Origin of the sequence: Pseudoalteromonas sp. BZK2 (genome assembly GCF_014349195.1) — a bacterium.
Classification (GTDB): domain Bacteria; phylum Pseudomonadota; class Gammaproteobacteria; order Enterobacterales; family Alteromonadaceae; genus Pseudoalteromonas; species Pseudoalteromonas simplex.
Genome location: NZ_JACSOG010000041.1, coordinates 11802 through 32951, shown reverse-complemented (window position 1 = coordinate 32951; position 21150 = coordinate 11802). Strand labels below are relative to the sequence as shown.

24 protein-coding genes are annotated in these 21150 nt (G+C 42.3%); 15 read left to right on the top strand and 9 right to left on the bottom strand.

Annotated elements, in window-relative coordinates:
* Nucleotides 1–135: 135 nt before the first annotated feature.
* Nucleotides 136–1224 (bottom strand): cell division protein ZapE, encoded by a 1089-nt coding sequence (gene zapE / locus BIZ38_RS18910; RefSeq protein ID WP_187491008.1) that lies wholly within the window; start codon nucleotides 1222–1224, stop codon nucleotides 136–138.
* 178 nt (nucleotides 1225–1402) lie between these two features.
* Between zapE and BIZ38_RS18905 the strand changes: the two genes are divergently transcribed.
* The 3 genes from BIZ38_RS18905 to BIZ38_RS18895 all read left to right on the top strand — a co-directional run bounded on the left by BIZ38_RS18905 (nucleotide 1403) and on the right by BIZ38_RS18895 (nucleotide 4503).
* Nucleotides 1403–1846: a YhcB family protein gene (locus BIZ38_RS18905; protein ID WP_055020791.1), complete on the top strand. Its 444-nt coding sequence runs from the start codon at nucleotides 1403–1405 to the stop codon at nucleotides 1844–1846.
* A gap of 123 nt (nucleotides 1847–1969) precedes the next feature.
* The gene (locus BIZ38_RS18900) at nucleotides 1970–3322 is read left to right on the top strand and encodes a Do family serine endopeptidase (RefSeq protein WP_138602010.1); all 1353 of its coding nucleotides are present in this window, start codon (nucleotides 1970–1972) and stop codon (nucleotides 3320–3322) included.
* A gap of 98 nt (nucleotides 3323–3420) precedes the next feature.
* Nucleotides 3421–4503: a trypsin-like peptidase domain-containing protein gene (locus BIZ38_RS18895; RefSeq protein WP_166339581.1), complete on the top strand. Its 1083-nt coding sequence runs from the start codon at nucleotides 3421–3423 to the stop codon at nucleotides 4501–4503.
* A 67-nt stretch (nucleotides 4504–4570) separates the two neighbouring features.
* Here BIZ38_RS18895 and murA read toward each other — a convergent pair whose 3' ends face one another.
* The 7 genes from murA to BIZ38_RS18860 are packed head-to-tail and all read right to left on the bottom strand — an operon-like array spanning nucleotide 4571 to nucleotide 9227.
* Complete coding sequence (gene murA, locus BIZ38_RS18890; protein ID WP_187491007.1) at nucleotides 4571–5830, bottom strand: UDP-N-acetylglucosamine 1-carboxyvinyltransferase; 1260 nt, start codon at nucleotides 5828–5830, stop codon at nucleotides 4571–4573.
* 15 nt (nucleotides 5831–5845) lie between these two features.
* Nucleotides 5846–6103: a BolA family protein gene (locus BIZ38_RS18885; RefSeq protein ID WP_054554171.1), complete on the bottom strand. Its 258-nt coding sequence runs from the start codon at nucleotides 6101–6103 to the stop codon at nucleotides 5846–5848.
* A gap of 5 nt (nucleotides 6104–6108) precedes the next feature.
* Nucleotides 6109–6402, bottom strand: coding sequence for a lipid asymmetry maintenance protein MlaB (locus BIZ38_RS18880; protein WP_054554170.1), 294 nt, complete (start codon nucleotides 6400–6402; stop codon nucleotides 6109–6111).
* Nucleotides 6395–7042, bottom strand: coding sequence for a phospholipid-binding protein MlaC (locus BIZ38_RS18875; protein ID WP_371352324.1), 648 nt, complete (start codon nucleotides 7040–7042; stop codon nucleotides 6395–6397). The genes BIZ38_RS18880 and BIZ38_RS18875 overlap by 8 nt, the downstream gene beginning before the upstream one ends.
* Nucleotides 7043–7074: 32 nt before the next feature.
* Nucleotides 7075–7623 (bottom strand): outer membrane lipid asymmetry maintenance protein MlaD, encoded by a 549-nt coding sequence (mlaD, locus tag BIZ38_RS18870; RefSeq protein WP_054554168.1) that lies wholly within the window; start codon nucleotides 7621–7623, stop codon nucleotides 7075–7077.
* 13 nt (nucleotides 7624–7636) lie between these two features.
* Nucleotides 7637–8416: a lipid asymmetry maintenance ABC transporter permease subunit MlaE gene (gene mlaE / locus BIZ38_RS18865; protein WP_054554167.1), complete on the bottom strand. Its 780-nt coding sequence runs from the start codon at nucleotides 8414–8416 to the stop codon at nucleotides 7637–7639.
* On the bottom strand, nucleotides 8409–9227 hold the full coding sequence (locus tag BIZ38_RS18860) for an ATP-binding cassette domain-containing protein (protein WP_082389312.1): 819 nt from the start codon (nucleotides 9225–9227) through the stop codon (nucleotides 8409–8411). Before BIZ38_RS18860 ends, mlaE begins: the two co-directional genes overlap by 8 nt.
* 248 nt (nucleotides 9228–9475) lie before the next feature.
* Between BIZ38_RS18860 and BIZ38_RS18855 the strand changes: the two genes are divergently transcribed.
* The 12 genes from BIZ38_RS18855 to mgtE all read left to right on the top strand — a co-directional run bounded on the left by BIZ38_RS18855 (nucleotide 9476) and on the right by mgtE (nucleotide 18833).
* Nucleotides 9476–10444, top strand: a complete 969-nt coding sequence (locus BIZ38_RS18855; protein ID WP_054554165.1) for a calcium/sodium antiporter — start codon at nucleotides 9476–9478, stop codon at nucleotides 10442–10444.
* Nucleotides 10445–10447: 3 nt separating this feature from the next.
* Complete coding sequence (locus BIZ38_RS18850; RefSeq protein ID WP_187491006.1) at nucleotides 10448–11419, top strand: KpsF/GutQ family sugar-phosphate isomerase; 972 nt, start codon at nucleotides 10448–10450, stop codon at nucleotides 11417–11419.
* Nucleotides 11420–11422: 3 nt separating this feature from the next.
* Entirely contained in the window at nucleotides 11423–11974 is a 552-nt protein-coding gene (gene kdsC / locus BIZ38_RS18845) for a 3-deoxy-manno-octulosonate-8-phosphatase KdsC (protein WP_138602001.1), read from the top strand.
* Nucleotides 11971–12525: an LPS export ABC transporter periplasmic protein LptC gene (gene lptC / locus BIZ38_RS18840; RefSeq protein WP_187491005.1), complete on the top strand. Its 555-nt coding sequence runs from the start codon at nucleotides 11971–11973 to the stop codon at nucleotides 12523–12525. The genes kdsC and lptC overlap by 4 nt, the downstream gene beginning before the upstream one ends.
* On the top strand, nucleotides 12515–13036 hold the full coding sequence (gene lptA, locus BIZ38_RS18835; RefSeq protein ID WP_187491004.1) for a lipopolysaccharide transport periplasmic protein LptA: 522 nt from the start codon (nucleotides 12515–12517) through the stop codon (nucleotides 13034–13036). The genes lptC and lptA overlap by 11 nt, the downstream gene beginning before the upstream one ends.
* Nucleotides 13033–13758, top strand: a complete 726-nt coding sequence (gene lptB, locus BIZ38_RS18830; protein ID WP_054554160.1) for an LPS export ABC transporter ATP-binding protein — start codon at nucleotides 13033–13035, stop codon at nucleotides 13756–13758. Before lptA ends, lptB begins: the two co-directional genes overlap by 4 nt.
* 106 nt (nucleotides 13759–13864) lie before the next feature.
* Nucleotides 13865–15361: an RNA polymerase factor sigma-54 gene (locus BIZ38_RS18825; RefSeq protein ID WP_054554159.1), complete on the top strand. Its 1497-nt coding sequence runs from the start codon at nucleotides 13865–13867 to the stop codon at nucleotides 15359–15361.
* A 26-nt stretch (nucleotides 15362–15387) separates the two neighbouring features.
* The gene (gene hpf / locus BIZ38_RS18820) at nucleotides 15388–15675 is read left to right on the top strand and encodes a ribosome hibernation promoting factor (protein WP_054554158.1); all 288 of its coding nucleotides are present in this window, start codon (nucleotides 15388–15390) and stop codon (nucleotides 15673–15675) included.
* A gap of 3 nt (nucleotides 15676–15678) precedes the next feature.
* The gene (ptsN, locus tag BIZ38_RS18815) at nucleotides 15679–16131 is read left to right on the top strand and encodes a PTS IIA-like nitrogen regulatory protein PtsN (protein ID WP_054554157.1); all 453 of its coding nucleotides are present in this window, start codon (nucleotides 15679–15681) and stop codon (nucleotides 16129–16131) included.
* The gene (gene rapZ / locus BIZ38_RS18810; protein WP_138601999.1) at nucleotides 16132–16977 is read left to right on the top strand and encodes an RNase adapter RapZ; all 846 of its coding nucleotides are present in this window, start codon (nucleotides 16132–16134) and stop codon (nucleotides 16975–16977) included. It abuts the gene before it with no gap.
* A 13-nt stretch (nucleotides 16978–16990) separates the two neighbouring features.
* A complete protein-coding gene (locus tag BIZ38_RS18805) occupies nucleotides 16991–17263 on the top strand; it encodes an HPr family phosphocarrier protein (RefSeq protein WP_054554155.1) in 273 nt (90 codons plus the stop codon).
* A gap of 211 nt (nucleotides 17264–17474) precedes the next feature.
* Nucleotides 17475–18833 (top strand): magnesium transporter, encoded by a 1359-nt coding sequence (gene mgtE / locus BIZ38_RS18800; RefSeq protein ID WP_054561109.1) that lies wholly within the window; start codon nucleotides 17475–17477, stop codon nucleotides 18831–18833.
* Between the two features lie 77 nt (nucleotides 18834–18910).
* Here mgtE and BIZ38_RS18795 read toward each other — a convergent pair whose 3' ends face one another.
* The gene (locus BIZ38_RS18795) at nucleotides 18911–21088 is read right to left on the bottom strand and encodes a YgiQ family radical SAM protein (protein ID WP_187491003.1); all 2178 of its coding nucleotides are present in this window, start codon (nucleotides 21086–21088) and stop codon (nucleotides 18911–18913) included.
* Nucleotides 21089–21150 lie beyond the last annotated feature (62 nt).

The window sequence follows — 21150 nt, the reverse complement described above, 5'->3', positions numbered from 1 at the left end:
CAACTCAGTAAGAAGGCATGGCACCCTAGGGTATAAAAGTCCCATGCAGTACGAACAAGTTAATTAAACCCCGTGTCTACTTTATCGGGGTCAGATCATTCGGCTAATAACTGACGGCTGAAAGCTGACAGCTCACTAAGCTAGATGCTCTTTTGCTAAGTACTCTAACGATTGCATTTCTTGTAGTCGGCTAATACAGCGCTTAAATTCAAAATTTAAGTTACCTTCGCTATATAGCTCGGTTATTGGCTTTTCAGCAGAGATAATCAGCGTAACATGACGCTCGTAGAATTCATCCACTAACGCGATAAAACGACGTGCCGCATCATCGTTGGCTTGGCCTAATGATTTTACGTTAGACAAAATCACTGTGTTATAAAGTCGGCTAATTTCCATGTAATCAACTTGGCTGCGGGCTGTTTCGCATAGTTCACTAAACTCAAACATAGCAATACAGTCAGATACTTTACGGGTTTTGATCATCCGCCCTTCAATTTCAATTTCTTTATCGAGCACACCCGGCTCAGGTGACAACTTATCGAAGTATTCAAATAAATTATCATCAGCTTGCTTATCAAGCGGACTATGGAAAATTTCGGCTTGCTCAAGGGTACGTAAGCGATAATCAACCCCCGAGTCCACATTTACAATTTCGGTATTGGCTTTTACCAGCTCAATTGCTGGTAAGAAACGTGCACGTTGCAAACCGTTTCGATACAGCTCATCAGGCACGATGTTTGACGTAGCTACCAGCACAATGCCGCGCTCAAATAAGGCTTCCATCAAACCACCTAGCAGCATTGCATCAGTGATATCTTGCACAAAAAATTCATCAAAACAGATAATATCTGTTTCTGATTTAAAGATATCTGCAACCACATTTAATGGATTACTGGTATTTTTTAACTTTTTCAGCTCATCATGCACGCGATGCATAAAACGGTGAAAGTGCACACGCATCTTACGATCAGTAGGTAAAGTTTCGTAGAACGTATCAACTAAATAGGTCTTACCTCTACCTACTCCGCCCCAAAAATACAGCCCTTTTATACTTGGCGTGCTATCTTTAGAGAATAGTTTGGCAAACCACCCCTTCGCGGCCGGTTTGTCTGCCGTTAGGTCATCATAGAGTCTTTGCAAATGGCGCACTGCATTTTCTTGCGCTGCATCATGTACAAAGTCTTCACGTTGTAAATCTTGTTGGTATTTCTGCCAAGGAGTCATAGGTCGTTACAATAAAACACAGTTAAATTTGCACAGTATATTAACACGCATCGTATCTCAGGGTATATTAGCCCGCAGTATGATTTCACAATCAAATTAAGCATATTTTAATAATGATTGGACTATAAATGCTTTTAAAGCATTTGTTTTTGTTATTTTTTCCCAAAGGGGTAGATTTATGGGCACAATTACCTGGATAGGTATTCTAATCATCGTTGCAATTTCAGCATTCTTCATTGGTGCTTTTGTAACCAAAAAACAATTTAAGCAAGACGAACTAGAACAACAAGTCGAGCAAGCTAACAATGCACTTGAACAATATCGTCAAGATGTAGCTGATCATCTAGCGAGCACAGGTAAGCTAGTATCTAAAATGAAAGATAACTACGACCAGCTACTGAACCATGTAGAAGAAACAAATAAACTGCTACTTGCTGATAAAAAACAGCACCCAAATGAGCCGTTCTTTTCTAAAGAAACAACTGAGCAATTACAAAACTCATTACAAGACCGCAGAGGCGATCGTTCAAGTGCTGAAGCTCAGCCTGCTGACTATGTTGTTGGTGAAACGGGCTTGTTCACTGGCTCAGAGAAAGTTTCAGAACATTCTAAAGCCTCTTGATGAACTTTTTTTTGACCCCATAGTCATTAGATATAACAGCTTTATATCTAAACCAAGAAAAGGGCTGCTTATGCAGCCCTTTTTAGTTTTTGCTTTATCTCTGAAGTGGAGTAAACCCAGACTATGAAAATGAAATTATCTGTTATCAGTGCTGCTATTTTATCTTCTAGCTTATTATTAAGCCCTGCAATTTCAATGGCAAAACTTCCTGTTGCTGTAAATGGTCAACAATTGCCAACCCTCGCACCTATGCTTGAGCAAATCACACCGGGCGTGGTGAGCATTCAAGTATCAGGCTCCAAAGAAGTTCGCCGCCGTGCGACTCCATTTGATGACTTTTTTGGTGTTCCTCGTGGTGGCAGTCAAAAGCGTGAATTTAGTGGCCTAGGCTCAGGTGTGATCATTGATGCAGACGAAGGATACGTGGTTACTAATAACCATGTTATCGAAGATGCCGAAAAAATGGTGGTGACCTTAGAAGATGGCCGCGAATATGACGCGACCAAAATTGGTAGTGATAAAGAGTCAGATATTGCCTTGCTGCAAATTGATGCTGAAGACTTAACAGCGCTTAAAATTGCCGATTCAGATCAGTTACGTGTAGGAGACTTCGCAGTTGCCATTGGTAATCCATTTGGTCTAAGTCACACAGTAACATCAGGTATCGTCAGTGCCCTTGGCCGTAGCGGTTTAAATATAGAGGGCTATGAAGACTTTATTCAAACCGATGCAGCTATCAACCAAGGCAACTCAGGCGGCGCGTTAGTGAACCTTAATGGTGAACTGATTGGTATCAACACTGCTATCTTAGGTGCATCAGGTGGTAATGTGGGGATTGGTTTTGCCATTCCATCTACCATGATGAAAAACCTTGTTGACCAGATCATCGAGCACGGTGAAGTGCGTCGTGGCTCGCTGGGTATTTCAGGTCGACCACTTGATGCAGGCCTCGCTAAAGCACAACAGCTAGACGTAAAACAAGGCGCTTACGTTATGCAAGTAATGGATGATACAGCAGCAAGTAAAGCGGGTATCAAAGCGGGTGATGTAATCATTAGCGTTGATGGTACTGAAATTAGTGGTTTCCATGAATTACGCAGTAAAATTGCTACCCTTGGCGAAGGCAAAAAAGTAAAACTGGGCATTTACCGAGATGGCAAAATCAAAACCGTTAATGTCACATTAGATGGTGCATCAGCAACGACTGCTGCTGGCGAAGAAACGCACCCAGCTTTCCAAGGAGCGACATTAGAAAATACCCAGAAGAGTGATGGTAAGGGTGTTGAAGTAACCGGCGTACAAGCGCGTTCTCCAGCTGCTCGTGTCGGCCTTGAAGAAGGTGATGTGATCATGCAAGTGAACCGTCAACGCGTTGAAACAATCCGCGACATGAATAAGATCATCGAAAATACCAAAGGTAACATCGTACTAGGTGTTAAACGAGGTAGAGAGCTTATTTTCGTACTTATTCAGTAAACCTAGTTGATAAATCATGAAAAAATAACAGCGGTGCTTGCCGCTGTTATTTTTTTTGTGCCATCATTAAGGGATTGCTCACTGATAATAAGAATACTGTGCTGAAACTTTTAAAATTTATCCTTCCACCGCTTTTCACTGGTTTAGGCATTGCCTTTTTAGTGGTTTTATTTAGCCCAAGCCTTCGTAGCACACTGTTACCAGATATGAATTTACCTGCAGCGATATCCTCTGAACATATGAGCTTTGCTGATGCAGTACAAAAAGCAGCGCCGTCGGTTGTTACTATTTTTTCAGAAAGCATTTCCAATCAACCGCGCTATAAACGTCAAAACACCGTTCAAGCTCTTGGCTCTGGTGTGATCATGACCCAAGACGGCTATATCTTGACTAACTACCATGTAATCAAAAATGCCGACCTCATTATTGTTACGCTCGCTGATGGCCGTCGTTTTTATGATGTACAAGTGATTGGTTTTGATACTCAAACAGATTTAGCACTGTTAAAGATCAGCGCTGAGCATTTACCAAAAATTCCAGTGAACGATAAATTTAAACCACGTGTAGGTGATGTTGTTTTAGCGATAGGTAACCCGCTTAACTTAGGTCAAACCATTACCCAAGGTATTATCAGTGCGACGGGTAAACAAAACTTAATCGATAGCCCTTACAGCAGCCTATTACAGATGGATGCTGCGATTAACGTGGGCAACTCAGGTGGCGCGTTAGTCAATTCAAGAGGTGACTTAGTCGGTATTACCTCGGCACAATTTAAAACTCATGAAAATCTCGATATTCAGGGTATTTTCTTTGCGGTGCCTTACTCGATTGCCAAAGATGTGATGGATAAACTAATAAAGCATGGCCGTGTCGTACGTGGCTATTTAGGCTTTAGTGGCACCGGCATTGATAGTACAGGTAAAGATGTTAGCGATAACTTTACGCCTGTTGCAGGTATGCGTATTTCTCAACTTGATCCATTTGGCCCAGCCTGGAAAGCAGGTATTAGAGAAACAGATATTGTAGTTAAAATTGGCGGTATTGCAGTAGCAAACCCACAACAAGTGCTCGAGAAACTGGCCAATACAGAGCCAGGAAAAGAACTTGAGTTTGAAGTATATCGCAATGGCAAAATCTTAAAAGTAATGGTGACTGTTGCAGAACTCGAAGACGAGCAGTAGTTACTTAGGTAATACAGATACAAAAAAGGCCTAACAAGTGTTAGGCCTTTTTTGGAAGTCTTAGCGATTAGCTTGAACGGCGCTTGATATTAGCACCTAGCGCACTCAGCTTATCTTCAATGCGTTGATAACCACGGTCTACGTGATAGATGCGGTCAACAATAGTCTCACCTTGAGCAACGATCCCTGTCAAAATAAGGCTCGCTGAAGCACGTAAATCAGTTGCCATCACTTGCGCGCCTGATAGGCTTTCTGTATCCCCACAAATTGCCGTATTACCTTCTAAGCGAATGTTTGCGCCCATACGCTGTAACTCTGGTACGTGCATAAAACGGTTTTCAAAAATCGTTTCTGTGATGGTTGCACTGCCTTTCGCTACCACATTTAAAGCTGTAAACTGCGCTTGCATATCGGTAGGGAAACCCGGGTGTGGCATAGTCTTAATATTAACTGCTTTTAATTCGCGGCCACGCATATCAAGATAAATGCTGTTATCAGTGACTTCAACCAAGGCATTGGTAGCGCGTAGTTTTTCAATCACAGGATCAAGACTATGGTGGTCTGTATTTTTACAAAGCACTTCACCGCCAGCCATTGCCGCCGCAACCAAGAAGGTACCTGTTTCAATGCGATCAGGAAGAATGCTGTACTCACAACCCGATAGTGACTCAACCCCTTCAATTTCGATACGGCTAGTGCCTGCACCGCTGATCTTCGCACCCATCGCAATTAAGCAATTAGCAAGATCGGTAATTTCAGGTTCGCGAGCGGCATTTTCAAGTATAGTTTTACCATCAGCCAGCGTTGCTGCCATTAGTAAGTTTTCTGTTGCGCCAACACTGACCATCTCCATAAAGATTTCAGCACCTTTTAAGCGACCATCAACCTTAGCGTTGATGTAACCATTTTCAACCTTGATGATAGCGCCCATGCGCTCGAGGCCTTGAATATGGATATCAACTGGGCGGGCACCAATCGCACAACCACCTGGCAGTGATACTTGCGCTTGGCCAAAACGGGCAACTAAAGGGCCTAATGCAAGCACAGAGGCACGCATTTGCTTTACCAGCTCGTACGGTGCAAGCGTTTTATCAACCGTCGCACCATCAATGATTAATTTGTCTTGCTGCCATTCGACATTTGCACCCAGCGTTTTTAACAAGGCTTCTGTGGTGCCGATATCGCGTAAACGAGGAACATTACTAAAGGTACTTTTGCCCTGCCCTAAAAGCGCAGCAAAAAGAATTGGAAGAGCGGCATTTTTAGCGCCAGAAATAGTGACTTCACCTGCCAGCGAGGTGCCACCTTGAATAACAAATTGATCCATTAGGAGGCCCTGCGACTATTGAGGTAAAATAAATTTTTGTTCGCGTTTCCATTCAGTCGGTGTGAACGCTTTGATAGATACAGCGTGGATTGTACCGTCTGAGATTGTTGACATTAACGGAGCATAAACCAACTGTTGCTTCTTCACGCGAGATAAACCATCAAAACACTCACCTACAGCAATCACTTCGTAGTGGCTACCATTTGCTTTAACAATCACTTCATCTAGTTTTAATTCGTCGCGTAATAACGTTTCGACTTGGCTCGTTTCCATAAATCTCACTCAAATAAGTTTGTGACCTGACCCAACTGCATTAAGTTTTGCAATTGCTCAGGGCTATTTTGCAGTTCAAGGTGAATGCCTTGCTGCTTTAATTCTGCGAAAGAGTGAATTAACCAAGCTAAGCCCGCCGTGTCAACCCTAGAAAGCCCAGAAAGGTCAAAATACCATGTTTTATGCTTAGTATCTGGCTTAACGTTCAGAAGCCGTTCACGACCAATTGAATTTCGAGTCAGTTCGCCACTGACTCGAAACTGGTTCTCTTCAAGTTGAGTAATCTCGACTTTACTCATTGCCACCTTCACCTCTGAACTGAACTGGCAACTGGCTCTTCTGCTCCAATAAATCACTCACATATTCTATACCTTGTTGGCGTAAAATACCTTGTAATTCACTTTGTTTAGCATCTAATAAGCTAATACCTTCCGCAATCATGTCATAGGCTCGCCAATCACCATCACGATCCTCGCGTACCTTAAAATCGATTTTAATATCTGGCTTACCCGGCTCAACAATTTTTGTTTTCACTACTACGACATCTTGGCCTTTGAAAGGCTGCGCAGGTGCGAACTCAACGCTTTGATTAGTGTACTGTGTAAACACGCCAGCGTAAGTGGCGATTAAATATTTTTGAAATACATCAATAAAGCGCTGCAACTCTTTAATTGCTTTCGCTTTTTCTTCTTTATCTTCGATAGCGCGCACCTTTGATACATGATTACCTAATACGCGCAGTGCAGCATATTTGTAGTCTATGTAAGGCATCAGCTCTTCTTCAACGATAACGCGTAAATGCTCTTTATCTTTCGCAATTAGAGGCTGATCTTTAGAAATACGCGCAAACGTATGATCAGATACTTTACGCACCATTTTATAAGGATCTTTTAAATCAATATTTGCATCAGCTGCATTGACATTTAACGTCAACAGCATGCCCAAACATACTAAAAACTTCTTAAACATAATTATTCACTTCCTTGGTTGAATAAGAACTGACCTATCAATTCTTCTAAAACTAATGCTGATTTTGTGTCGGTAATGTAGTCACCATTGGCAAGAGCCTTACTTTCAACACCAAACAGCTCATCTAAGCCAGCATCTTGTTCATTAACTGTCACTTCATTGCCCATACAACGCTGCTCAGCAGATTCTGGGGCAATAACAGGGTTAATACCTAAATACTGTTCACCTAAAATACCTGACGTTAAAATAGAGATTGAGGTTGTGTCTGAAAACTTACATAAGTAATTAGCATCAATCGCCATATTAACCACAGGCACAAACTCTTTTGGATGGATAAAAATAGATTCAACTCGACCAACAACCACACCACCTACTTTGATAGGCGCTCTTGCTTTTAAAGAGCCAATGTTTTCAAACTTTGCGTTAAGTTGGTAAGTTTCACCACTCCCACTAATGCCTGCATTCGCAACTTTAAATGCTAATAATGCAAATGCAGCGATACCAAGGGCTACAAAAAAGCCAACTAATATTTCTAATTTCCGTGAATTCATCTTAATACCCTAATTAGCTGGTAAACATTACCGCTGTTAAAATAAAGTCAAAACCTAATACTGCCAATGACGAGTGCACAACGGTTTCTGTTGTGGCCTTACTGATCCCCTCAGATGTAGGAACACAGTCATAGCCTTTGTAAAGTGCAATCCAAGTCACAATCATGGCGAATACAAAACTCTTAATCATGCCGTTCACAATATCTTGTTGAAACGACACTTGCGCTTGCATGATTGACCAGAAGCTTCCTGAGTCAACACCAAGCCAATCAACACCCACTAAATGAGCGCCGATAATAGCAACCGCAGAAAATATTAGTGCAAGCAATGGCATACTGATAAAACCAGCCCAAAAACGCGGTGCAATAATGCGTTTAAGTGGATCGATCGCCATCATTTCTAAACTTGATAATTGTTCAGTCGCTTTCATTAACCCAATTTCAGCAGTAAGCGCACTACCCGCGCGACCAGCAAACAGTAATGCTGTTACTACAGGGCCTAACTCACGTAACAAGCTCAATGCCACTAAGGGTCCTAAGCTATCTTCAGCACCATAGCCTACTAATACGGTGTAACCTTGCAGAGCGAGCACCATACCGATAAATAGGCCTGACACCATGATGATCAAAAGAGATTGCGAGCCCACCATATATAATTGGCGAACAAGTAAAGGTGTGCCTTTTTTAAAGTTTGGCACATTAACGAGTGCACCAAACAGCATTTGAGTAGAACGACCAAGCGCGGCAAAGCGCCCTAGCGTTTTGTGACCTAACTTCTGGAATAGATCAAGCATTATGCACTCCTAGTAATTCATCATCATACGCAGGAGCTGGGAAATGGAATGGCACAGGGCCATCCGATAAACCATTTAAGAACTGTTGCACAAGCTCAGATTCATGGTTTTGCATTTGCTCAGGTGACCCTTCGCCTATCACTCCTTGATCAGCAATGATGATCACGTGGTCGGCAATACTCATAACTTCTGTTACATCATGAGTTACGATCAGTGATGATAAACCTAAAACCTCATTCAGTGACTTAATAAGTTTAACAAGCACACCCATGGAAATAGGATCTTGACCAGCAAAAGGCTCATCATACATGATAAGTTCTGGATCAAGGGCAATTGAACGCGCTAAAGCAGCACGACGAGCCATACCACCTGAAAGCTCAGACGGCATTAAATCTTGTGCACCACGCAGGCCAACAGCTTGTAATTTCATTAAAACAACAAGGCGGATTAAATCTTCGCTAAGCTGAGTATGTTCGCGCAAAGGAAAGGCGATATTGTCAAACACTGACATATCGGTAAATAAAGCGCCGCTTTGGAACAGCATGCTCATTTTGGTACGGGCGGCGTAAAGTTCCTTGCGAGTCATGCTAGGAATGCTTTTGCCTTCAAATAAAATGTCACCAGAGTCAGGCTTCAGCTGACCGCCAATTAAGCGTAACATGGTGGTTTTACCAATGCCGCTCGGTCCCATGATAGCGGTAATCTTGCCTTTCGGAATGTTAAAACTCATATTTTTATATATGATTCTATCGCCCCGTGAAAAGGTTACATCCTTGATTTCTACTATTGATTGCGACAAGTCGCTCTCCATAACGTTTTTCACTAGTTTTGCCATTTTAAGGGTTTTTTAGTCAAGATGGAAAAAACAAATCGTAAAATTTTGTAATATTTTCTATCAATAAATTCTAAAGCTAGCTGTAAAGAGCTTAACGACACCTGAAATTTAGTTTCCTTACCAAGCACGCTTTATGCTTGCCAGCCCATTCTTTTACTTATACTTTCAGGTTCGCTTTTGTTACTATTTGCAGTCATCTGTATAAGTAATGTTGGCGTATCGCAATGGTGACTTCTTTTGTCATTTTAATTATTGGCTTTGCTGCACTCGTTTGGAGTGCCGATCGGTTTGTTTATGGGGCGGCTGCACTGGCAAAAAATATGGGGATCCCCACCCTAATAATTGGTTTAACTGTTGTTGCTATGGGCTCATCTGCGCCTGAAATGATGGTATCTGCATCGGCAGCACTTGCTGATAAAACAGATACTGCGGTAGGAAATGCGGTCGGCTCTAACATTACTAACATCTTACTTGTACTTGGTGTCACAGCTTTACTGCGCCCCCTTTCAGTATCTTCAATGACACTTAAACGCGAAATGCCGCTGGTACTATTAATCTCTGTAGCCGCTTGGTATGTGTTCTCTGATAACTATTTTTCGTTCGCTGAAGGCATTGCATTGATGATTGCCTTTGCGGTGTTCATTGGTGGCTTAGTTATTGTGTCTCTGCGTGCTAAAAACCAAGATGACCCATTTGTCAGCGAAGCATGTGAAGATGTTCCGAACGATGTCAGCACTAAATCAGCCATATTTTGGTTAATCATCGGCATGATTTTATTACCAGTCAGTTCACACTTTTTAGTTGAATCAGCCGTTGATATCGCAAAATATTTTGGTCTATCAGACCTTGTAATAGGCTTAACCATAATTGCTATTGGCACCAGCTTACCAGAGCTGGCAGCCTGTATTGCAGGGGTATTAAAAAACGAAGACGATTTAGCGCTTGGTAATATCGTTGGCTCAAACATTTTCAATTTACTCGCCGTATTACCACTTGCGGGTATTATCAACCCATCAATTATTGACCCTTCTGCGGCAAACCGCGATGCACTTATCATGATTGCAGCAACCGTTGTATTGATTGCCATGTCATTGAACTTTAAAGGTGCTCGTCGTATCAATAGAGTAGAAGGTGGCTTACTGTTAGTCGCATTTATTGCATATCAGGGCTATATTTTCAGCCAAGTAGGATAATTAATGACACAACCTAGCTTTATCGCGCAGGGTAAGCGCGTACTCGAAATTGAAGCACAAGCTTTACAAGAAATTGAGCAATATATAAATCAAGATTTCGATAATGCTTGCCAATTAATGTTCCAATGTACAGGTCGTATTATTGTGATTGGTATGGGCAAGTCTGGCCATGTAGGTAATAAAATTGCTGCAACCCTTGCAAGTACTGGCACTCCGGCATTTTTTGTTCATCCTGGCGAAGCTAGCCACGGTGATTTAGGAATGATCACCCGCGACGATGTGGTGATGTGTATTTCAAATTCAGGTGAGACCAGCGAAGTACTCAGTATTATCCCTGTTATTAAGCGCATTGGCGCAAAAATGATTTCATTAACAGGCAACCCAGACTCAACAATGGCAAAACTGTCTGATGTTCATGTGTGCATCAAAGTTAGCCAAGAAGCGTGTCCGTTAGGCCTTGCCCCAACGGCAAGCACCACTGCAACCTTGGTTATGGGCGATGCAATGGCGGTTGCGCTACTAGAAACCCGAGGTTTCACTGCCGACGATTTTGCACTTTCGCACCCGGGTGGCAGCTTAGGTAAACGTTTATTACTTACATTAGATGATGTGATGCACGCAGGCGACGCAACGCCAATCGTTAGCGAAATCCAAAGCATCAAAGATGCATTGATTGAAATGTCAGCCAAAGGCCTTGGTATGACCGCAGTGATTGGTGCAGATGAAAAGTTAGCCGGGTTATTCACTGATGGTGACTTACGCCGTATTTTAGAACAGCGCATTGATATCCATAACACGGCAATTAGCCAAGTGATGACCCGCTCATGCACGACGGCTCGCCCTGACATGCTTGCGGCTGAAGCTTTAAATATTATGGAGCATAAACGTATTAATGGTTTAATTGTGGTGGATCAAAGCAACACACCAATTGGTGCCCTTAATATGCAAGACTTATTAAAAGCAGGAGTTCTCTAAGCAATGACATTCGCCGAACTATACCAGCCCCTGAGCCCTGATGTGAGTCAGCGTGCTCAAAAAATAAAACTATTAATCTGTGATATTGATGGTGTTTTTTCTGATGGTCGAATTTATTTGGGTAATAATGGCGAAGAGCTTAAAGCATTCAATACTAAAGATGGTTTTGGTATTAAAGCACTCATTAATAGTGGCTTTGAAGTGGCAGTGATTACTGGCCGCCATTCACAAATAGTTCAGCAGCGAATGACTAGCCTAACAGTTCAGCACATTTATCAGGGACAAGAAGATAAGCTGATTGCTTATCAAGAGTTAAAGGATAAACTGGGGCTGACAGATGAACAGATTGCCTATATTGGTGATGATGGTCCAGACTTACCAGTTATGGAAAAAGTTGGCTTTGCTGTCGCAGTAAACGATGCACACCCGCTTATCAAGAAGCTGGCTCATTACACCACATTATTACCGGGTGGCTTTGGAGCCGTGCGTGAATTAACTGATTTACTGATGTTAGAAAACGGCAAGCCGTTAACTAGCGATGGAACCAGCGCATGAATATAGCCCGTATTTTACTGAGTATTGTTTTTGTCTGTTGCATGGTGTGGTTATGGTACCCGTACTTTAACCAGTCAACTGATACAATAACTAGTGAAGACGAGATCATCGCAACGCCTGATTACACTGCCGTTGCTCTAAAGCAAACAGCTTATGACGAGCAAGGTAAAATTAGTCATAAAGTGGCAGCTGCAAAAATGGAGTTGTATCAACAATTAGGGTTTACCTTTTTTGAACAACCTATTTTTACTATTTATAGCGATCAGCAAGTTTGGCAAGTAAGAGCCAAAGAAGCTACTTTATACGAAAATGATCAGCTGATTTTTGAAGGGGATGTAGTTGCTAAAAACTTAACCCATAACGGTATGATCGAAGATATAAAAGCAGAAAATATTAATGTCGACATTGATAAAATGACGATGTTTTCAAAGCAACCTGTAACACTAACAGGACCGAATTTACAAATTACCGGTAAAGGCTTAAAAGCCGATTTAAAAGCCGAAATTGTTGAGTTAACTAACCATACACGAACCATATACTATGACCAATAAACTGAAGAAATTACTCCTGATCCCAAGCTTATTGATTGCCTTTTCGGGCGCAGCTGCCGAGCAAACAGGCGCTCAAATTAGCATTAGCTCAGATCGCCAAATCGGTAAACTAAAAGATGGCGTTGGCATATTCGAAGGTAACGTAGAGATCGTGCATGGTGATCGTCGCATTACAGCAGAGCGACTTGAGGCACATGGCGGTGACACCGAAGGTACAGTCGAATTAATTATCGCTACAGGCAAACCAGCTTACTTCGAAGAAAAGCAAGCTGATGGTACCGTGATGAGCGCCAGCGCCGAAGAAGTTCGTTATGATGTTGCGAAACGCTTCTTAACACTCAATGGCGAAGCTGAAGTCACTCAAGCGGGTCAAAAAGTAACGGCAAAAAGCATTACCTATGATATGGCTCAACAGCTGATCAGCGCAGAAAAAGACGAAAACTCAACAGATCGTGTACACACTATTTTAGTGCCTGTAGAAAATAAAAAAGACGATAAAGGCCAACCATGAGCACATTAAAAGCAGAGCTTTTAGCTAAAAGCTACAAAGGCCGCCAAGTGGTTAAAAATGTCGGTCTTGAAGTTGAAGCGGGCAGTATTGTTGGCTTGTTAGGGCCAAATGGTGCAGGTAAAACAACGACCTTCTATATGATTGTAGGCCTCGTACCAAGCGACAAAGGAAAAATAAGCATCGATGATAACGATATCACGCTTTTGCCAATGCACAGCCGTGCGCGCTTAGGTATTGGTTATCTACCACAAGAGTCGTCTATTTTTCGAAAATTAACAGTTTACCAAAACTTGATGGCCATATTAGAGACCCGCAAAGATCTTAACAAAACAACGCGCGAAGAGACGCTTAACAACTTATTAGATGAATTTAGCATTCAACATATTCGCGATAGCCAAGGTATGGCACTGTCAGGTGGTGAACGACGCCGCGTTGAAATTGCACGTGCATTAGCCGCTAATCCTAAATTTATCCTTTTAGATGAGCCTTTTGCTGGTGTTGATCCTATTTCGGTGTTAGATATAAAGAAAATTATTGAGCACCTAAAAAATCGTGGTATTGGTGTACTTATTACTGACCATAATGTTCGAGAAACCCTTGATGTTTGTGAAAAAGCCTACATTGTTTCTCATGGGGAGCTAATTGCATCAGGGACACCTGAGCACGTATTAGCTGACCAAACTGTACGTGATGTTTATCTAGGCGAGCAATTCAGGCTGTAACCATTACGCCACCGACTAGAGCATCTGCTAGACTTATACAATGACAATAAATCGATAACAGTGTCTTCACCGTTACCGATAACTTAAAAAGGATTGTTAGGGATACATGAGGCAATCATTACAGCTGCGCATGGGCCAGCAACTTACAATGACTCCACAACTGCAACAAGCCATTCGCTTGTTGCAGCTCAGTACATTGGATCTCCAGCAAGAAATTCAAGAAGCGCTTGATAGTAATCCTCTGCTTGAAGTGGAAGAAGCGGATTACAACGAAGAAAGCATCGGTAAGAATGAGCAAAAAGCGGAGTCTGACGATGTACAAGTCAGCGCGTCTGCCGACGAAGCACCTAGCGAATTCGAGCAAGAAAGCAGTGATGCTCTGAGTAAGGATACGGTTAGCGATGACTTAGCTATGGATGTTACGTGGGATGAGTACATGAGTGCCGCCCCATCAACATCGTCTGGGCCAATGCCTGAAGACGAGTCTATTTACCAAGGTGCTTCAACAGAAACACTGCAAGAATATTTAATGTGGCAACTACAGCTCACACCATTTAGTCCTACCGATGAAGCGATTGCCGTTGCCATCGTTGAAGCTATCGATGACTCAGGTATTTTAACGGTTAGCTGCGAAGATATTGTCGAAAGCTTTAATCAAAATAATGATGAAGAAGAAATCGAACTTGATGAAGTTGAAGCTGTCTTAAAAAGAATACAGTTATTCGATCCAGTTGGTATCGGCGCGCGAAGTTTACAAGAGTGCCTGTGTATACAACTTCGTCAATTCGATGCCAATACGCCATATTTAGCTGAAACTAAAATGGTTTTATCTGAGCATATCGAATTATTAGCAAGTCGCGACTATCGCACTTTAATGAAAAAGACTAAGCTTAAAGAAAACGAGCTTAAAGAAGTGATGACGCTCATTCACAGCTTAAATCCTAAGCCTGCGGATAGCATAGTACGCGAAGAATCTGAGTACGTCATACCCGATGTATCAGTGAAAAAAGTGAAAGGCCGCTGGGTAGTCGAGTTAAACCCAGATTGTATGCCAAAAATTAGAGTGAATAGCCAATATGCAGCGATGTCTCGCTCTGTTAAATCAAGTAGCGACAGCCAATTTATTCGTTCTCACTTACAAGAAGCAAAGTGGTTTATTAAGAGCTTAGAAAGCCGTAACGATACTTTACTAAAAGTGACCAACTGTATCGTGCAACAACAGCAAGCTTTCTTTGAACATGGCCCAGAAGCAATGAAGCCAATGGTGCTAAACGATGTCGCTGAAATGGTCGAAATGCATGAATCGACGATTTCTCGGGTTACAACACAAAAATATATGCATACCCCAAGGGGAATTTTTGAGTTGAAATATTTCTTCTCAAGCCATGTCAGCACCGAAAATGGTGGTGAGTGTTCTTCTACAGCAATTCGCGCTTTAATCAAGAAGTTAGTTGCTGCAGAAAACTCGGTTAAACCATTGAGTGATAGCAAAATTGCAGATATATTGGCTGAGCAAGGAATTAAAGTAGCTAGACGTACAATTGCAAAATATCGTGAGTCTCTAGCAATACCTCCGTCTAATCAGCGTAAAAGTCTGATTTAGACGTTTTACATAGAAGGAAAATGCTTATGCAACTAAATTTAACTGGTCGTCACGTAGAAGTCACTGATTCATTAAGAGACTATGTAAACACTAAGTTCGCAAAACTAGAAAGGCATTTTGATCATATTAATAATGTTCATGTCATTTTAGATGTAGAAAAATTAAGCCAAAAAGCAGAAGCAACTTTACATGTAAACGGAGGCGAGTTGTTCGCTTCTACAGAACATCAAGATATGTACGCAGCAATTGACTCATTGATCGATAAACTTGATCGCCAAGTCATTAAGCATAAAGAGAAATTAGCTCGACATTAAATTATGAAACTTAGTTCACTTACTAATCAGGACTGCAGCAAAGCTGCGGTCCTTTTTAATAGCAAAAAAAGAATTCTTGAGTATATTAGCGAGTTAGCTCACCAGCAGTTTCCTCATTTATCTCAACAAGATATCCTAGATGCTTTTCTGAACAGGGAAAAGTTAGGTAGTACAGGTATCGGCCGAGGAATAGCTATTCCCCACGGTCGAATGAGTGGTGCTGATGAACCTCATGCATTTATTATTGTCAGTGAATCTCCCATCAATTTTGATGCGATAGACAATCGTCCCGTTGATATTTTTGTGGCACTCATCGTACCAGATGGCGATTGCCAGTTGCACTTGAAGACCTTGTCAACAATTGCTGATAGACTTAAAGATAAAGATTTTTGTAAACAGTTGCGAAGTGCTACAAGCGATCAGCAACTATTTCAAGTAATTGCATCAGAGGCATAAATGGAATTAATAATTATCAGCGGTCGCTCAGGCTCGGGGAAATCGGTCGCTTTACGAGTTCTTGAAGACTTAGGCTACTACTGTGTTGATAATATTCCTGTCAACCTATTGCCCTCGCTCGTGCGAAGTGTTTCTGATAATTATGACAAAATTGCCGTCAGTATCGACGTACGTAACTTACCGAAAGAGCAGCAAGAGTTTAATGATATTCTTGAGTACCTGCCAGGTTTTGCAAACCCAACACTATTCTACCTAGATAGTGATGATCAAACCCTAATTAAGCGTTTTTCTGAAACTCGCCGTTTGCATCCATTATCGATTGATTCTTTACCGCTTGATCTTGCCATTAAACAAGAAAAAATCTTGCTTGATGTGCTGATCACCCGCGCTGACTTTATGATTGATACCACTGATTTGAGTGTTCATCAGTTAGCAGAATCAATTCGTGAAAAGATTTTAGGTAAGAAAGATAAAAAACTGATTATTACGTTTATGTCGTTTGGTTTTAAGCATGGCATTCCAAAAGAAGCTGACTACGTTTTTGATGCACGCTTTTTACCGAACCCACACTGGGAGCCTGATTTAAAGCCACTAACCGGCCTCGATCAGCCTGTCAGGGATTATTTAGCTAGCCACAGCATAGTGCAAAAATTCACTTGGCAGATTCAAACCTTTGTACAGACTTGGTTGCCACATCTAGAGCGCAACAACCGCAGTTACCTAACCATTGCAATTGGTTGTACAGGAGGCCAACACCGTTCTGTTTACTTAGCGCAAACAATTGGTGAAAGCTTTTCTAAAACTCATGCTAATGTAAAAATTCGCCACCGCGAACAAGATATCTAACTAGGCACCAACAATGCACGCTGAAGATACCTTTTTAATTCAAAACAAACTTGGCTTACATGCTCGCGCTGCGACTGTTTTAGCGCAACTAGCACTGCAATTTGATGCCAAAATTACACTTTTTCAAGATGAGAAAGAAGCTGAAGGCGACAGCGTGTTAGCGTTAATGCTCCTTGAAAGTAGTCAAGGAAAAGAGGTTCGTGTTGTATGCGAAGGTCCTGACGCTGACGCTGCATTAACGGCAATCGGCGAATTAATTGCGCAACGCTTTCACGAGCAAGAATAGCATTTGCTAAGACTTCAAGGTTTACGGTAAACTTACTTCGGATATTTAAAATTCCCTTTAAATATCCTACTTTTATATCGCTCGCTTTTCTAAATTACAAAACTCTTAATAAATTTATCGCAGTGCGACGATATCTCTGCAAATACACTACAAAGCAACTATGCTGTATTTGCATAGCCTATTTAAACTTTTTTCAGTTGTAAGGACGCCAATGCCAGAAGCCTTTGAACAAGATTACCCACTACAACAACTCAAACAAGTGACCAAGTCACTCAATAGTGGTCAATTTGTTCAAGTGCGCGGCATGTTAGCCAAAACGGCACCTTGTGATACAGCCCTTTTACTTGAGTCTTCTCCCCATAAAATTCGTCGTATGCTTTGGCAGCTGGTTGACCCAGATGTCCGTGGTGATGTTCTAGAAGAACTCTCTGAAGATGTACGTCTTGGCATTATTGCCCAGATGGAGCCTGAGCACATTGCTGCTGCTACAGAAGATATGGACGACGATGACTTAGGTGAGGTTTTACGTAGTCTTCCTGATACCGTATATCAAGACGTTGTTAGCGCGATGGACTCGCAAGATAGAGAAAGGGCAACTCAAGCGCTTTCTTATCAAGAGCGCTCAGCCGGTGCCCTGATGAACAGCGATACGGTAACCATTCGTCCTGACGTTACTCTCGATGTTGTACTGCGCTATTTACGCTTACGAGGTGAGCTACCAGAGGGTACCGATGACTTATATGTAGTTGATAAGCATAACTGCTTTTTAGGCGCGCTTTCATTAACTACATTGCTGACCAGTCCTTCAGATAAAATTGTTCGTGATTTAATGGATGAAGACTGTGAGTCAATCCTAATCTCTATGGATGAAAGTGATGTAGCGCAACTGTTCGAGCGTCACAACTGGATTTCAGCCCCTGTTGTAGATGATAACGCTCACTTGCTTGGTCGTATTACCATCGATGATATCGTTGACGTAATCCGTGAAGATGCTGAACACAGCATGCTAAGCCTTGCTGGTCTTGACGACGAAGAAGATACCTTTGCGCCAGTACTCAAAAGCTCGCAGCGTCGCTCTATTTGGCTTGGGGTTAACTTATTAACCGCATTGCTAGCAGCAATTGTGGCAAGCTTTTTCGAAAACACCTTAGCAATCTTACCTATTTTAGCGGTACTCAATGGTATCGTACCTTCAATGGGTGGCGTTGCAGGTAGCCAAACCTTAACCCTGGTTATTCGTGGTATAGCGGTTGGCCATATCAACCAAACCAACCAACGCTTCTTATTACTCAAAGAGCTGGCGATTGGCGCACTGAATGGTATTATTTGGTCGATATTAATTGCTGGTGTGGTTGCCCTATGGCAATGGGACTTTAAGCTCGGCGCAGTGCTGGCCTTTGCAATGTTTATGAACCTTGTTGCCGCAGGTATTGCAGGTGCAAGCATTCCATTAATTCTTAAGAAAATGAAAATTGACCCTGCCCTCGCCGGCAGTGTGGTACTGACAACAGTAACGGATATTGTCGGTATCTTTGCCTTTTTAGGCACCGCAACCTGGCTATTGATCTGATACCAATTCACAATAATACTTAATTAAGCAAATTGGTATAAATAAAAACGGCCCTTTATGGGCCGTATTTATATCTTTTACTTTGCACGCTGCTTATTTTTACCTACTCTAGGTTTGGTATTGGCCTTTTTAAACTGGCTAAAACCGGTATGACGAGTCAGAGCTGCACGGCCTTTACCGCCCTTACCTTTAGCAGTTTTCTCGTTTCGACCTTCTTCAGGAACCAAACAATTCGGCCCTTTACCAATTAAATTCGCTTTGCCCATTTTTCTTAGTGCTTCACGGATCATCGGCCAACCAGCAGGATCGTGGTATCGTAAAATCGCTTTGTGTAAGCGACGCTGGCGTGCGCCTTTTGGAACAGGCACTTGCTCAGTATTGTTCTTAATATTGCGCAGCGAGTTCATCTCAGTGTGATAAATTGTGGTTGCATTGGCCATCGGCGATGGATAAAAGTTTTGTACTTGATCAAGCTTAAAGTCATGAGCCTTTAACCATAGCGCCATATTCACCATGTCTTCGTCTTTCGTTCCTGGGTGAGCAGAAATAAAATACGGGATCAAATACTGCTTTTTACCCGCTTCTTTTGAGTATTTATCAAATAGCTCTTTAAACTTATCGTAAGCTCCCATGCCCGGCTTCATCATCTTAGATAATGGACCATCTTCAGTGTGCTCAGGCGCAATTTTTAAGTACCCGCCTACGTGATGGGTAACCAACTCTTTTACGTAGCGAGGGTCTTCTACGGCTAAGTCATAACGTACGCCAGACGCGATCAAGATTTTCTTCACACCTTTTACATCTCGAGCTTTTTTATAAAGCTCAATCGTTGGGGTGTGATCCGTGTCCATGTGCTTACAGATATCAGGATAAACACATGATAAACGACGACACGTGCTCTCTGCCTTTTTGCTCTTACAGCGCAACTTATACATATTCGCGGTCGGTCCGCCTAAGTCAGAAATAACCCCAGTGAAGCCCGGTACTCTGTCACGAATTTGCTCAATTTCATCAATAATTGATTGCTCAGAACGGCTTTGAATAATACGTCCTTCATGTTCTGTTATTGAACAGAAAGAACAACCACCAAAGCAGCCTCGCATGATGTTCACCGAGGTTTTAATCATTTCATAAGCTGGGATTTTTTCATCGCCGTAGCTTGGGTGCGGAATACGCTGATATGGCAAACCAAATACGCCATCCATTTCTTCAGTTTCAAGCGGAAATGCAGGCGGATTTACCCAAATAGAGCGGTCGCCATGGCGTTGAAATAACGCACGCGCACAACCTGGGTTTGTTTCTTGGTGCAAAATACGCGAGGCGTGAGCATAAAGCGGTTTATTCACACTTACTTGCTCATACGCAGGCAGCTTAACGTAGGTCTTTTCCCATGGCTTAGGGCGAGCAGGCTGAATCGTGATTGGTTTAGCCGCCTCGGCACTTAAATCGATCCCCGCTTGCTTAAATTCAGACTTACTACAACCCACATCATCTGCGCCATACGGGTTTGGAATTGGATCAATCTTACCGATTTTATCAATTGCAGTTGAGTCACTACCGCGCCAACCCGGTAATGGTTCTTTACGAATAACCGCAGTACCACGAATATCTTGAATTGTCTCAACCGACTCACCCGCAGCAATACGGTGGGCAACTTCAACAAGTGGGCGCTCAGCGTTACCGTAAATTAAAATGTCAGCTTTAGCATCAAACAATACACTACGGCGTACTTTTTCTTGCCAATAATCATAATGAGCAATACGGCGTAAACTCGCCTCAATACCACCAATGATCAACGGCACATCTTTATAAGCTTCGCGACAGCGTTGGCTGTATACAACTACCGCACGGTCAGGACGTTTACCGCCTATGTTACCCGGCGTATAAGCATCATCATGACGCATACGCTTTTCAGCAGTATAACGGTTGATCATCGAGTCCATATTACCCGCTGTAACACCAAAGAATAAGTTAGGCTTACCTAACGCCATAAAGGCATCTTTTGAGTTCCAATCAGGTTGTGCAATTATACCCACACGAAAACCCTGTGACTCAAGCATACGCCCTATCACAGCCATACCGAAACTTGGGTGATCTACATACGCATCACCACTGACAATGATCACGTCACAGCTATCCCAGCCTAACGCGTCCATTTCTGCACGAGTGGTTGGTAAAAATGGCGCCGTGCCATAGCATTCAGCCCAATACTTAGGGTAAGAAAACAGGCCTCGCTCGGCTTTTAATGCGCTCATAAAGTGTACTCTGCTAACAAAAGGGGCGAATTATACCTCAGTCTTATAGATTATTATAGAAA